The 13,933-nt window shown below is 49.7% G+C and carries 11 protein-coding genes and 1 tRNA gene; 5 read left to right on the top strand and 7 right to left on the bottom strand.

Annotated features, from left to right (window positions below):
• Positions 1-17: 17 nt before the first annotated feature.
• The 3 genes from A9165_RS15150 to A9165_RS15140 all read right to left on the bottom strand — a co-directional run bounded on the left by A9165_RS15150 (position 18) and on the right by A9165_RS15140 (position 2,447).
• Positions 18-776, bottom strand: coding sequence for a hypothetical protein (locus tag A9165_RS15150; RefSeq protein ID WP_065956509.1), 759 nt, complete (start codon positions 774-776; stop codon positions 18-20).
• 2 nt (positions 777-778) lie between these two features.
• Positions 779-1,789: a nucleoid-associated protein gene (locus tag A9165_RS15145; protein WP_065956508.1), complete on the bottom strand. Its 1,011-nt coding sequence runs from the start codon at positions 1,787-1,789 to the stop codon at positions 779-781.
• Positions 1,790-2,360: 571 nt separating this feature from the next.
• Positions 2,361-2,447 (bottom strand) — tRNA-Leu (locus A9165_RS15140).
• Between the two features lie 402 nt (positions 2,448-2,849).
• On the opposite strand from A9165_RS15140, the gene A9165_RS15135 reads away from it, so the two are divergent.
• Positions 2,850-3,353, top strand: a complete 504-nt coding sequence (locus tag A9165_RS15135; protein WP_065956507.1) for an RDD family protein — start codon at positions 2,850-2,852, stop codon at positions 3,351-3,353.
• 28 nt (positions 3,354-3,381) lie between these two features.
• Here the strand turns inward: A9165_RS15135 and lptG are convergent, their stop codons facing one another.
• Positions 3,382-4,449: an LPS export ABC transporter permease LptG gene (gene lptG / locus A9165_RS15130; RefSeq protein WP_065956506.1), complete on the bottom strand. Its 1,068-nt coding sequence runs from the start codon at positions 4,447-4,449 to the stop codon at positions 3,382-3,384.
• A gap of 1 nt (position 4,450) precedes the next feature.
• Complete coding sequence (gene lptF / locus A9165_RS15125) at positions 4,451-5,554, bottom strand: LPS export ABC transporter permease LptF (RefSeq protein ID WP_065956505.1); 1,104 nt, start codon at positions 5,552-5,554, stop codon at positions 4,451-4,453.
• A gap of 214 nt (positions 5,555-5,768) precedes the next feature.
• Here lptF and pepA point away from each other — a divergent pair, with 214 nt between their 5' ends.
• From pepA to A9165_RS15110, 3 genes are read left to right on the top strand one after another with little or no spacing between them, the layout of a single operon-like run.
• Positions 5,769-7,277, top strand: coding sequence for a leucyl aminopeptidase (gene pepA / locus A9165_RS15120; protein ID WP_008609119.1), 1,509 nt, complete (start codon positions 5,769-5,771; stop codon positions 7,275-7,277).
• Positions 7,277-7,741, top strand: coding sequence for a DNA polymerase III subunit chi (locus A9165_RS15115; protein ID WP_057788807.1), 465 nt, complete (start codon positions 7,277-7,279; stop codon positions 7,739-7,741). Before pepA ends, A9165_RS15115 begins: the two co-directional genes overlap by 1 nt.
• 19 nt (positions 7,742-7,760) lie before the next feature.
• Positions 7,761-10,619, top strand: a complete 2,859-nt coding sequence (locus A9165_RS15110) for a valine--tRNA ligase (RefSeq protein WP_065956504.1) — start codon at positions 7,761-7,763, stop codon at positions 10,617-10,619.
• Between the two features lie 98 nt (positions 10,620-10,717).
• Here A9165_RS15110 and A9165_RS15105 read toward each other — a convergent pair whose 3' ends face one another.
• Positions 10,718-11,512 (bottom strand): THxN family PEP-CTERM protein, encoded by a 795-nt coding sequence (locus A9165_RS15105; RefSeq protein WP_065956503.1) that lies wholly within the window; start codon positions 11,510-11,512, stop codon positions 10,718-10,720.
• 393 nt (positions 11,513-11,905) lie between these two features.
• Here A9165_RS15105 and A9165_RS15100 point away from each other — a divergent pair, with 393 nt between their 5' ends.
• Entirely contained in the window at positions 11,906-13,372 is a 1,467-nt protein-coding gene (locus A9165_RS15100; protein ID WP_141686176.1) for a Na+/H+ antiporter NhaC family protein, read from the top strand.
• Between the two features lie 46 nt (positions 13,373-13,418).
• On the opposite strand, the gene A9165_RS15095 is transcribed toward A9165_RS15100, so the two are convergent.
• On the bottom strand, positions 13,419-13,933 hold a 515-nt coding region (locus A9165_RS15095; protein WP_065956502.1), incomplete at its 5' end, for a MarC family protein.

The raw sequence follows: 13,933 nt of genomic DNA, 5'->3' as shown, positions 1-13,933 counted from the left end.
AAATTTCTGGGGATACCTCAGATTAGATTCTTGTATGAACTAGAATCAAAGTTTTCATTTGCATAAACAATTAACTCTTTTGATTCACCTTTTGTCACAACCGCAGGTATGATGTCAGCAGCAATGAGTTCAAGTGGGAGCTCTTTTCCCGTCCGCATCTCGTTCACAGTTATTGAAGTACCAATTCTTGGGTAAAAAAATTCGTAATCTCCCCCTACTGCCCGCATCCTCAAATCATCTACAACTTTTAAGAGGAAAGACGCTCTACCATTGTCAATCACATAAAAAGGAGCGTCACAATCCGAATCGAGTCTACAATGAGCAAGATCACCCAGAATGCTTTTATCAATTTCTTCATGATCATTATGGAGCCAGATCAGAAGCCCTGCGTGGTGGCGGTTTTTCTTAGCCTTGAAGTTTGTTCCAATATCTCTCAAGGTTTGATTGTATTTAGCACAATCAATAGTCTGGCCTAACTCTTTTATATGGCTTTTAAATTGCGTTCTCAGAGTTCCAACCGTTGGATAACTTCCTAAGATATTCTTGTTCGACACATGAACAAACTCAGTACGATCATCATGAAAAGGGTTGTTATAAAGGTAAATCTGGTCTTCTCCATGACTTTGACGTAGTTTTCCCTCATCGTTTAAATGGCTTGGAGTATTACAGCTGATTGAGATGTTGTGGATTAGATGCTTCCAACCTATCCGGTCAAGAAGAGCTGTAGCCAAAGCTTCTCCAATTTCACCAGATTTCTTTGATTTTTCTCCAGCCATCTTTACGCTCCTTTCCTTTCAAAATCCACCACAGCCCGAAACCCACCTTTTGTAACCTTAACTTCTATTGAGGATATTTTTGTTTCTGGGTTCGACACCAACAAACTTACACCTTCAGAAATCCGCGCCTTTGTGACCACATCTTTAGCGTATTTTGAGAGATATTTACTTTCTATTGGTGCGTTGTCGTCCAGCGTTATCCCATATTTAAGATGTGCACCATTCACAAGCTCGTCCAATTTTTCGTCATCGATGTAATCTTTAGAGATGTTTCTCAGATCAGACAATGACAGTGATTCCGACTCGCTTAGATGTTCTTCAATATGTTTTGCAAATTCAATAGCATTACCTGGAGTTTCCACTTTGTTTGATATTGCCTTAATCAGTGTGCCGGCAACTTGAGCAAATTTTTTAGGTGTATGCACAGGGGAGGCTTTTAGGAAGTTTTCGATCCAGTATTTAGTTTTGTGCCCTAAGTTATCAATTACGAAGACCTTGTGACTATCAGATAAGACAATAGCTCCCTTCTGAACTTTATCGAGAGACACTCCCTGTTTTTCAATAACTTGAATAACACCGCCTTCCTCTCCCACATCTAAGTAGTCATCTTTACTTTCAACTCTAAACAACCCCAATGCTTGCAGTGAGACGTCATCAACTCTTACATCATCAAAAAGAATTATAATAAATTCACCACCTCCAATATTCGGATGACCAGAAGATCCATAAAGGTGCTTTGCTATTGCCTCACTGCATTGTTTAAATTGATTCGGGTCTGAGAATAATTTTTTTGCATAATGGTGAATAGTGTTTAAGGAGATGTCAGACTCATGCGTCAAAAAAAATTCCTCCCCTCTTCTTATTACCGGAGATAGAAGGCTACTTAAAAGCAAGTCATCCAATGTATTGGATCTATTGCATTCGACAGGAGACAAATAAAACCCCTCGTCACGAAGTTTATTTCCCACCCTATGGACAATAATTTTAGAGACTTTCGTCGAACTTATATCCATTATCAATCCTTTTTCGGCTGAATTTGTAAACCAACACTTTATTTGATTCAACTGTATAGTAGTATCTACTGAAAGCCGTTTTGCAAATTCTTCAGATAACAAACCGTTCTGGTTTTACGCCTTATTTATTGCCTTTGATTTGGTTGGCATCCCTACACTTCAATAAATCTAGTAGCTTAGTGCTTAATTTGCCTCAAAAAAAAAAAAAAAAAAAACCAGTACTATGCATGCTAATGACATAGAATCAGGAGAAATAACCTCTATTTTGTCGTGCGCCTTAAAATTTAGTTTTACAATATTTTGCGGAATATGGCTCGTTACACAGCTGTAGTCAACGGCAAGAGCACATCCTTGGTTATACATCTCAAGGTTGGGAGATTTCAATATCATAGCTAAAACTAGCCCTGATTAATTGGAGCAATTCGCCAATAAGCAGATGCTTCATGAGCTTCACGCGATAAGATGATTTAAGGTGATGCAGTTCCATGCAATTTCCCTGAAATTAGTAACTAGAACATTACCAAATCAGGAAACAATGTCAAAGCATAAAGGTTTAAGTTATTGAGTAATATGGTGCCTAGGGCCGGACTCGAACCGGCACGTTGTCGCCAACGGTGGATTTTGAATCCACTGCGTCTACCAATTTCGCCACCCAGGCATTGAGAGGACTTTTTCTTTTGTAACTAACCTAGTTACAAACCTTTGCAAAACTTTGCAAGGGCGCTGCACTTTTAACCTTTGTCGAATCGTAGACTATTCAACAGGTTATGTCTACCTTTCCCTAAGACGCTTTGCATTTTGAATCCGCTGCGTCTACCGATTTCGCCACCCAGGCAGAGAGGAGTTGTTTGAGGTAAACGCCTGCATTATACGATGCCGCTTAGCAGGCGCAAGTGCTTTGTCTGACATTTCTGCCTGACACTGGATTGTTTGTTCAAAATAACGGCATCTCAGCTTTTGCTATGCTACTAACGAGATTCTGTTCCCCCTTGCACCAAGCGGGGAGTGCCCTGAATCGTTCGAGCATGTTAAACTGCTGACGCTTTTAACAGGAGTAGTTATGTATCAGGATGCCCCCCGCGCCGGCTTTGCCCGGCGTTTGGCCGCAATAATTTATGATGTGTTAATTCTCACGGCGCTGATTATGCTGGCCGCTGGTCTGGCGATGTTGCTGGTGCAACTGCTGGTATGGAGTGGCGCTATTCAGTTACTGCCTGAGCAGGATATTGCTGCCTATGTTACCAGCAGCTGGCGCAAGTGGCTGTACTTCGCTTATCTGGTGGCGGTGATCCTGGGGTTTTATGTCTATTTCTGGTGCAAAGCCGGTCAGACTCTGGGCATGCGCGCCTGGCGTTTACTGCTGGTCAGTCAAGCGGGTAAACCGCTGACGGCGCCGCAGGCGCTGGCAAGAGCACTGCTGGCGCTTGGCGGCATTGGCAATATCTGGCTCTGGTTACGCTGGGGCAAGGGGCTGGCGCTGCAGGATCAACTGACCAACAGTCAGATGATTATCCTGAGTAAAGAACAAAGCAAGGTACTGAATTTACATAAAACAGCCCGCTAAAGCGGGCTGGTTAAAACATCAACACGCCCTAGATTTTCCGCCGCATAAAATACAGCGAAATGCCAATAAACAGTATGCTGGGCAAAGCCGCTCCCGCCAGCGGGGGTAATTGATACACCAGCGCCAGTGGTCCGAATACTTCGTTACTCATATAAAAGCCAAAGCCGGTCAAAATCCCCAACAGCACACGAGCCGCCATGGTTACGCTGCGCAGCGGGCCAAAGATAAAGGATAACGCCAGTAGCAACATGGCCGCCAGGGTAACCGGCTGCAGAATTTTCCGCCAATAGGCTAATTGATAACGGCTGGCTTCCTGACCATTTTGCTGCAGGTAATCGACATATTCGCGTAGCCCCCGCAGTGACAACATTTCCGGTTTAATACTCACCACACTGAGCTTGTCCGGTGTCAGCGTAGAGCGCCAGCGCTGGGTTGGTAGTAGCTGTTGCTCAATCCGCTCGTCACTAAAGGTCAGTTCAGTAACCTGCTGCAAGCGCCAGGCATCATCAAGATATTGCGCCGTTTCGGCACGTACCACCCGGGCCAGCGCCAGATCCGGTTGAAACTGATAGATAATCACCTCTTTCAGATTCCCCAGATCGTCGACTTCTTTAATATTAACAAAGCTGTCGCCGTCCTTAGCCCAGACTCCTTGCCGCGCCGCAAATACATTACCGTCTGAGATGGCTTTAATTCTGAGCTCGCGCGCAGCGCGGTCTGTCACCGGTGCTCCCCACTCAGCTACCGCCATCATTACCAGTACCATCAGCACAGCCGACTTCATCACCGAATTAATAATATTCAGCCGCGATAAGCCCGCAGCCTGCATCACCACCAGCTCGCTGCTGCTGGCCAGGATCCCCAGGCCAATCAGGCCGCCGATTAACGCCGCCATTGGGAAGAACATCACCACATCGCCCGGCACGCTGTACAGCGTAAACAGCGCAGCATGCACCATATCGTAATAGCCGCGGCCGATAGAACGCATCTGGTCAATAAAACGGAACATCGCCGATAACGCCAGCAAGACGCTTAACGTTAGCGCCGAGGTAGTAAGAATGGTTTTACCGATATAAAGGTCGAGGATTCTGATCATCTTAGCGCCCCGCTACCCAGGCCCGGATCTTCTGCGCCCCTTCCCGATTACGCAGGATCAATACCGTCCCCAGCGTCAAACCGGCCGCATGCAGCCACCACATGCCCAGTTGAGGTGGGATCTTGCCATCCTCCAGCGCCGAGCGGGCGATAATCAGCAAGGCATAGTAGCCCAGGTACAGCAGCAGCGCCGGCAATAACCGGCCAAATTTGCCCTGGCGCGGGTTCACCCGGCTCAGTGGCACGGCAATCAGGGTTAAAATTGGGATTGATAGCGGGATCGCAATCCGCCAATGCCATTCGGCAATCGCCTCACTACCGCTTTCTTTTAACAGCGCCGGCGTACTTAAACTGGATAGCTTGCGTCGCCGCTGCTCGACTTCCTGTTCGCGGATCTGGATTTGATAGCGATCAAATTCGATCACTTCATAAGCCGGCGATTGGCCGTCACCAGCATAACGGCGCCCCTGCTCCAGCGTCATTAGCTGCGCTCCGGTTTCCGGATCTTCATATACGGCACCGCCTGAGGCATAAACAACAGCCTGTTGGCTGCCGCCATCTTTTTCGACGGTCTGGGCGACAAACACCTTGGCCAGCTGGTTACCGGAACGGCTGACTTCCTGTACAAAAATGACCGCTTTTTCGTTTGAGGTATGCTGGAACCGGCCGGGTACCAGCGAAAATAAACCGGCGTCCGATTCGGCGCGCTCCAGTAGCTGATATTCGCGCTCGGTTGCCCAAGGGCTGAAATACAGGGTAACACTGGCGGCCAGCAGCGCCATCATTACCGATAAAAGCAGCGTCAGGCGGGTGACATACCATTCGCTGACGCCGGTAGCATGTAGCACCGTCATCTCGCTGTCAGCGTAGATACGACCGTACGCCACCAGGATACCAAGGAAGGCGCTGAGCGGCAGAATAATCACCGCCAGCTGCGGTAACTTTAACGCCACTATACTCAGTACCAGTTGGCCGGGGATCTCGCCTTCAGAGGCGTCAGCCAGGATTTTTACAAAACGTTGACTGATAATAATGGTGGTCAGAATAACAAAGACAGCTAACTGAGCGCGAAAGACTTCACCAATCAGATAACGAAAAATAATCAAAAATGCCCCCTAAAAACCTGTCTTTTCTCTGGAAAGCTGGTGATTTTTCAGTAAACTTGGTATTTATACACTTTATTATCGGGCAAAGCGGCATTAAAACCGAGCTTTTTCAGTAAAACCCGGTAAAATTTCAGCACCATACCTTGTGGCTGCCGCGTCTGCTGTATGCGATCAGCGCCCATAGTAGCACAGTCTCTTAGAATCAGGAGTAAACATGGAGTTCAGCGTCAAAAGCGGAAGTCCGGAAAAACAACGCAGTGCCTGCATTGTGGTCGGTGTGTATGAGCCACGCCGCCTGTCCGCCGTAGCCGAGCAACTGGATAAAATCAGTGAAGGCTATATCAGTAACTTATTACGCCGCGGCGACCTGGAAGGCAAACCAGGCCAGATGCTGTTACTGCACCATGTGCCCAATGTATTAAGTGAGCGTGTATTATTGGTCGGCTGCGGCAAAGAGCGCGAATTAGACGAGCGCCAGTACCGTCAGATCATCGCCAAAACCATTAGCACCCTGAACGAAACCGGCTCGATGGAAGCGGTATGCTTTTTATCCGAGCTGCATGTTAAAGGCCGTGATACCTACTGGAAAGTGCGTCATGCGGTGGAAACCACTCAGGATTGCCTCTACGTCTTTGATAAGCTGAAAAGCAAAAAGGACGAAACCCGCCGCCCGCTACGTAAAATTGTGTTTAATGTGCCGACCCGCCGCGATCTGACCATTGGCGAGCGCGCAGTGGAACATGGTTTAGCTATCGCCGCCGGTATTAAGCAGTGTAAAGATGTTGGGAATATGCCGCCGAATATCTGTACCCCGGCCTATCTGGCCGAACAGGCGTCAGCACTGAGCAAGTTATCGGACAAGGTCAGCGTTGAAGTATTGGGCGTAGCCGAAATGTCAGCTCTGGGCATGAACTCCTACCTGGCGGTTGGCCGCGGTTCAGTGAATGAACCGAAAATGTCAGTGATTAAATATCAGGGCGCGGCCGATAACAGCGCGCCGGTGGTACTGGTTGGTAAGGGTCTGACCTTCGACTCCGGCGGTATCAGCCTGAAACCGGGCGATGGCATGGATGAGATGAAGTTTGATATGTGTGGTGCCGCCTCAGTGCTGGGTACCATGCAGGCAGTGATTAACCTGCAGTTACCGGTAAATATCGTCGCGGTGCTGGCAGCAGCAGAAAATATGCCAGATGCCAACGCTTACCGGCCAGGTGATATCCTGACCACCATGTCAGGCCAAACCGTCGAAGTGCTGAATACCGATGCCGAAGGCCGGCTGGTGCTATGCGATGCGCTGACCTATGTCGAACGCTTTGACCCTGAGCTGGTGATTGATGTGGCGACCCTGACCGGTGCCTGCGTGATTGCACTGGGTAAACATGCCTCTGGCCTGCTGAGTAACCATAACCCATTGGCGCATGAGCTGTTGAACGCTTCAGAGCAAAGCGGTGATCGCGCCTGGCGCCTGCCGCTGTGGGATGAGTATCAGGATCAGCTGGAGAGCCCGTTTGCTGACTTTAGCAACCTGGGTGGCCGCGCTGCCGGTACCATTACTGCCGCTTGCTTTCTGTCACGCTTTACCCGCAAGTATCACTGGGCACACCTGGATATCGCCGGTACCGCCTGGCGCAGTGGGGGTAAAGACAAAGGTTCAACCGGCCGGCCGGTCGCATTGCTGACCCAGTTCCTGATCAATCGTACTGGTCAGCAGCAGGATCACTGATGCTGGTTACCTTCTATGTGCTGGCTGAGCAAAGTGCTGTAGCCAGTACCGGTTCCCAAGCTAATGAGCTGACGCCTGCGCCAGCTCATTTTGCTTTAGCCTGCCAGCTTTGTGCCCAGCTGTACCGCGCCAAACAACGGGTTTTCGTATATACTGCCGACCAGCAAAGTGCCGAGCTGCTGGACGAACTGTTATGGCAATTTGAACCCGACAGCTTTGTGCCACACAACCTGGCCGGCGAAGGCCCGCAACGCGGCGCGCCGGTAGAAATTGGCTGGCAGGCGCCAAAAACCAGCCGCCAGGTGTTAATTAACCTGGCCGACCAGGTGCCGGATTTTGCCCGGCGCTTTAACCAGATCATTGAATTTGTGCCCGCCGAGCCAACGCTAAAAGCGCAGGCGCGGGAACGCTATAAGCAGTATCGACAGGCGGGCATTCTGCCGGAAACGATTACTGCCGACTGAATTTACAGGTATCACTCAGATGGAAAAAACCTTTAACCCCAGTGAAATAGAACAGGCGATGTATCAGGCCTGGGAAAGCAAGGGCTATTTTAAACCGAACGGCGATAACCGGCCGGGTAATAACTACTGCATTATGATCCCACCGCCAAATGTTACCGGTAGCCTGCATATGGGGCATGCGTTCCAGCAAACCATTATGGATGCGCTCACCCGCTACCAGCGGATGCAGGGTAAAAATGCGCTGTGGCAAGTCGGTACCGACCATGCCGGTATCGCCACCCAGATGGTAGTAGAGCGTAAACTGGCGCAGGAAGGTCTGCCCGGCCGCGCCGAGCTTGGCCGCGACAAATTTATTGAAAAGGTGTGGCAATGGAAGGCTGAATCCGGCGGTACCATTACCTCGCAAATGCGCCGCCTGGGGAACTCGGTCGATTGGGACCGTGAACGCTTTACCATGGATGCCGGCCTGTCGAATGCCGTGCAGGAAGTCTTTGTCCGGCTGTATGAAGATGATTTGATTTACCGCGGCAAACGCCTGGTAAACTGGGATCCGAAACTGCATACCGCGATTTCGGATCTGGAAGTCGAGAACAAAGAGCAAAAGGGCCAGTTCTGGCACCTGCGTTATCCGCTGGCCGATGGCATAAAGACCGCCGATGGTAAAGACTATCTGGTGGTGGCGACCACCCGCCCGGAAACCATGCTCGGTGACAGCGCCGTTGCGGTAAACCCGGATGACGAGCGCTATAAAGATCTGATTGGCAAAACCATCCTATTACCGCTGGCCAACCGCCGCATACCGATTATCGCAGATGAACACGCCGACATGAGCAAAGGCAGCGGTTGCGTCAAAATCACGCCGGCGCATGACTTTAACGACTACGAAGTCGGTAAGCGTCATCAACTGCCACTGATTAATGTGATGACCCCGGATGCCACTATCCGTCAGAGCGCAGACTGCTACCATATTAACGGCCAGCCAAATACTGAACTGCAGATTGCCATCCCGGCTGAATATCAAGGCCTGGACCGCTACGATGCCCGCAAAGCCATCGTTGCCGCCTTTGCTGCCGCCGGCTTGCTGGAAAAAATTGAAGAGGTCAACAACACCCTGCCTTATGGTGATCGCAGCGGCGTGGTCATTGAGCCGATGCTGACTGATCAGTGGTATGTGCGGGTTGCGCCACTGGCGAAAACGGCGACCGAAGCGGTAGAAAACGGCGATATTCAGTTTGTGCCAAAACAATACGAGAATATGTACTACAGCTGGATGCGTGATATTCAGGATTGGTGTATCTCGCGTCAGCTATGGTGGGGCCATCGGATTCCAGCCTGGTATGATGCCGATGGCAAGGTTTATGTTGGTCGTAGCGAAGCTGAGGTGCGCAGTAAATATCAGCTGGCAGCTAGCGTCAGCCTGAGTCAGGACAACGACGTGCTGGACACCTGGTTTAGCTCGGCGCTGTGGACCTTCTCGACGCTGGGTTGGCCAGAGCAAACCGAAGATTTAAAGAACTTCCATCCTACCGATGTGTTAGTGACCGGCTTTGACATTATTTTCTTCTGGGTTGCCCGGATGATCATGATGACCATGCACTTTATTAAAGATGCCGATGGTAAGCCGCAAGTGCCCTTTAAGACCGTTTATGTCACCGGCCTGATCCGGGATGAAAACGGCGATAAGATGTCAAAATCCAAGGGTAATGTGATTGACCCGCTGGATATGATTGACGGCATTACGCTGGACGCACTGCTGGAAAAACGCACTGCCAATATGATGCAACCGCAGCTGGCAAAGAAAATTGCCGACCGCACCAGCAAGCAGTTCCCGGAAGGTATTCCGGCCAGCGGCACCGATGCGGTGCGTTTTACGCTGGCAGCGCTGGCGTCTACCGGGCGTGATATCAACTGGGATATGAAGCGCTTAGAAGGCTACCGTAACTTCTGCAATAAACTGTGGAATGCCAGCCGCTATGTGTTGATGAATACCGAAGGTCAGGACTGCGGCTTTAACAGCAACGATAAGGTGCTGTCACTGGCCGATAAATGGATCCTGGCACAATACCAGCAAACGGTAAAACAAGTACGGCATTACTTCGACAGCTATCGCTTTGACCTGGCCGCCACCGCACTGTATGAGTTTACCTGGAACCAGTTCTGTGACTGGTACCTGGAGCTGACCAAGCCGGTGTTGTTCAAAGGCTCTGAAGCAGAGCAGCGCGGCACCCGCCATACGCTGATCACTGTGCTGGAAAGCCTGTTACGCCTGATGCATCCGATTATGCCTTATATCACGGAAAGTATCTGGCAAGCCGTTAAGCCACTGGCCGGTATTAACAGCGACAGCATTATGCTGGCCGCCTATCCGGTTTATCAGGCCGAGCTGGTGGATGAGACGGCGCAGGCTGATCTGGAATGGTTAAAAGCCGTGATCACCGCTATCCGTAACGTGCGTGGTGAAATGAATATTGCGCCATCTAAGCCATTAACGGTATTGCTGCGTAATCTGAATGCAGAAGAGCTGCGCCGACTGGAGCAAAACCGTAACTTCCTGCTGGTAATGGCGAAACTGGACAGCCTGGAGGTATTGGCGGCCGATGCTAAGGCGCCAGCCAGCGCCACTCAGCTGATTGGCAGCATGGACCTGCTGATCCCAATGGCCGGTTTAATTGATAAAGAAGCAGAACTTGGCCGTATTGCTAAGCAACTGGAAAAAACCCAGCAAGAATTATCCCGGGTTGCCGGTAAGCTGAGTAACGAGGGTTTTGTTGCCAAGGCACCGGAAGCGGTGCTGGAGAAAGAGCGCGCCAAACTGGCTGAACTGGAGCAGGCTGTAAACAAACTGCAAGCGCAGCAGGCCGAAATCGCCGCCTTATAGTCGTCGGTAATTTCTATCCCGACAGCCCCCTTTCCGGGGGTAACCTGACCATAAAAAAATGCCGGACTATGCCGGCATTTTTTATTTAACTATTAATACTATGCCACTAACTGCTTGCGACGACGTACACCTACCAGCGCTATCAGGCCTAAGCCCATCAGCGCCAGCACACCAGGTGCAGCAACAATAGTCACAGGTTCAGTGGTGATCAGGAACGCAAATTGGGCAGCGGTAAATTGGTTTTCTTGTGTTTTAAAACCTAAACAAGGACCAACAATACCTGCTTGCGCACAGGTTGCGGCGTCCATTGGATTCAAAGAACCACTGGTCTCAATGATACTGATAAAGTAGGTAAAACCGTTATAGTCAAAAGACGCATTCAACGCATCAGTTGAGATAACAAAAATATCGTCACAAACCGATAACGATGGGAATGGACACGGATTTTGATTCGGTGTTTCAATAAAATTGATACTGAAATTAGCAACCAGTAAATCCAGTGTATCACCAACCGGGTTCAGCGGGGTTAACAGCAAGGTTGACTGGAGCACAGCATTAGTTAAGGTGGCATGGCTGCCGCTCAGCGTATTGTTGTAATGCGTCACAATATTGGTAAGAGCAGCAGGACCGTTGGTGTTAACGATACCATCAGCAGGTGACTCGGTAATACCAAGGCCACTACGGGTGCCACCAAGTACCGCATGGTTACCACCTGATGACCCCCAGGTCAACAATGAAGGTGATGTCGTCTGAGTACCTGTTCCCGCACCGAATGTCCAGTCTACCCACTGCAACGTAACTGTATAATCCCACTGTGTAACCATGGCCGCCTGGGTGAAGGGCGCAAGTAACAACGCAACCCCTGCGATGGCACCTTTCAAAATTTTCTTCATTTTCTCGCTCCTGCAAAATGTTTTATCAGCTCGCTTAATGCTCGTCTGACGGTGAACTACAAAGAAGATTTAGCATAGAGCGTGCCATAAAATAACTCCTTGACTTGGCTTGAGTTAATTCAAACGCAAGTATTAGCCTGTAAAAATAGCTGACAGCTGCTACCCTATATCAGACACAAAGATTCCAATTGTGCAAAATCGTTTTTTTGCTATGATGCACGCGTTTGTCTGCATAAAGATCAGACAAACCTGCGCTGGATACTTATGCAGCTAAACCGGTGGTTTAGCCAGAGCTCCGCGCAGTGTTCCGCTCCGTTGAGTTGTCCAATCTGCTGCAACGGTTCAGTTAACTTTGCCGGCCTGTCCCGGCTTTTATTATGAGAATAAAAAACCATGTCAGCAGATGCATCTTTAGAGAGTCTGGCCGAACCTATTGCTGCGGCGGCCGAAGCGGCCGCCGTTGAACCCTCTGCAATTAGCCTGATCCCTGCCTTAGTCGTACTGGCGTTCGCCGTTTGGTTAAAGCGCCCTATTCTGGCGTTGGTATTAGGCGCTGCTTCCGGTTTGTTACTTCTGGGTTCACCAAAGGAAGCGTTGTTTAACTTGGGTGAAACCTCCGTGCGCGTGATGCAGGACGAAACCATTGGCTGGTTAATCCTGGTCTGCGGTGGCTTTGGCGCCTTAATTGCGCTGCTGGTCCATACCGGTGGTGCGTTCGCATTTGGTCGAATGGCGCAGCAGTATGCCAGTGGCCGCAAACCTTCGCTGTTCATGACCTACTTTCTGGGTCTGATTATTTTTATCGATGATTACTTAAATGCCTTAACCGTCGGCGAAACCATGAAACGGATCACCGACAAATACAAGGTATCGCGCGAAATGCTGGCCTATGTGGTTGACTCAACCGCCGCACCAATGTGTGTGCTGGTGCCAATTTCAACCTGGGCCATTTTCTTCGGAGGTCTGCTGGTTGCTAACGGTATCGCGCCGGAAACCGACCCCAATGGCATAAAAACCTATATCTCAGCCATTCCTTACATGGTGTATGCCTGGTTGGCACTGATTATGGTGCCACTGGTTATCTTAGGTATAGTCCCGTTGTTCGGACCAATGAAAAAAGCCGAACTCGCTGCCCAACTATCCAATGGTAACATAGATGCCCCAGCTGAAACTGCGGCTTCACATACTCATACCAGTGATGATTTTGCAGTAGAAGCTTTTGAAGAAGAGTTTGATGCGTCAGATAAAAAAGGCGGCAAGCTGTATAACTTCCTGTTACCAATGCTGATGCTGATTGGCTTTACCATCTGGTTTGAAGCAGAAATCTGGCCAGCATTAATCCTGACCTTTATTCTGACCATCCCAATGTATATGGCACAGCGTCTGATGCCCTTTACCGAGATGATGGAGCTGATGATGCATGGTTTTAAAACCATGTTACCGGCGATCTGTACCGTGATCGCGGCCTTTACCTTTAAGGATGTCTGTGATCAGTTGGGGTTACCGCTATACGTTATTGAGAACCTGGCGCCCTATATGAACGCCCAGATGTTACCGGCGTTGGTCTTTGTGGCGATGGCCGTATTAGCCTTTGTTACCGGTTCCAGTTGGGGCATTTTTGCGGTGTCGATCCCGATTGTGATGCCGCTGGCTATTGCTGTAGATGCCAATATCCCACTGGTGATTGGTGCCCTGCTATCGGCCAGCTCCTTTGGTAGCCAGGCCTGCTTCTACAGTGATTCAACCGTATTAGCGGCGCAGGGCTCGGGCTGCAACCTGATGAGCCATGCCCTAACCCAGTTCCCCTATGCCTTAATCGCTGCGGTGCTGGCGTTCTTTGGCTTTATTATTCTGGCCTGACCCGGTTATATGCAGACAAAACAGGGCGCAAAGGCGCCCTGTTCTTTTACAAGCTACGATATATATCCAGCACGCCGTTAATCACAAACTGCACGGCAATAACCGACAGGATCAAGCCGAATAGCCGGGTAATAATTTCTTTACCGGTCTCGCCGATATAGCGCACCAGTACATGCGAATAAATCATTGCCAGATAACAGGAAAAGGTAGTAATACCGATAGCCAGGAACACCGTAATAAAGTGCCACAAACTTTGTGCTTCACTGGTTAAGATCATCACGGTGGCAATGGCGCCGGGGCCTGCAATAAAGGGGATCGCCAACGGAATAATCGACACATCTTTCGCCAGCTTGCCATCCGGATGTGGCTCTTTACCTGTTGCTTCTTCGCCATCATCCAGACCTTTTTGCATCATGCTCATCGCAATACCAAACAGGATCAGGCCGCCGGCGATGCGAAAGGCTTCCAGCGTAATGCCAAACACCTTAAAAATAAAACTACCCAGCAAACCAAATAACAAAAAGATCCCGGCCGAAACCCTGTCTCTTATACACAAATCCC

It is taken from the genome of Alishewanella sp. HH-ZS, from assembly GCF_001704375.1.
In the GTDB taxonomy this organism is placed as follows: domain Bacteria; phylum Pseudomonadota; class Gammaproteobacteria; order Enterobacterales; family Alteromonadaceae; genus Alishewanella; species Alishewanella aestuarii.
Note: the sequence above shows the minus strand (reverse complement) of the source record. Positions and strands in the feature narration are given on the sequence as shown.

Excerpts from the sequence above, each read along its gene's own strand:
- A9165_RS15150 (WP_065956509.1), bottom strand. The coding sequence starts at position 776 with ATGGCTGGAGAAAAATCAAAGAAATCTGGTGAAATTGGAGAAGCTTTG.
- A9165_RS15145 (WP_065956508.1), bottom strand. The coding sequence starts at position 1,789 with ATGGATATAAGTTCGACGAAAGTCTCTAAAATTATTGTCCATAGGGTG.
- A9165_RS15135 (WP_065956507.1), top strand. The coding sequence starts at position 2,850 with ATGTATCAGGATGCCCCCCGCGCCGGCTTTGCCCGGCGTTTGGCCGCA.
- lptG (WP_065956506.1), bottom strand. The coding sequence starts at position 4,449 with ATGATCAGAATCCTCGACCTTTATATCGGTAAAACCATTCTTACTACC.
- pepA (WP_008609119.1), top strand. The coding sequence starts at position 5,769 with ATGGAGTTCAGCGTCAAAAGCGGAAGTCCGGAAAAACAACGCAGTGCC.
- A9165_RS15115 (WP_057788807.1), top strand. The coding sequence starts at position 7,277 with ATGCTGGTTACCTTCTATGTGCTGGCTGAGCAAAGTGCTGTAGCCAGT.
- A9165_RS15110 (WP_065956504.1), top strand. The coding sequence starts at position 7,761 with ATGGAAAAAACCTTTAACCCCAGTGAAATAGAACAGGCGATGTATCAG.
- A9165_RS15105 (WP_065956503.1), bottom strand. The coding sequence starts at position 11,512 with ATGAAGAAAATTTTGAAAGGTGCCATCGCAGGGGTTGCGTTGTTACTT.
- A9165_RS15100 (WP_141686176.1), top strand. The coding sequence starts at position 11,906 with ATGTCAGCAGATGCATCTTTAGAGAGTCTGGCCGAACCTATTGCTGCG.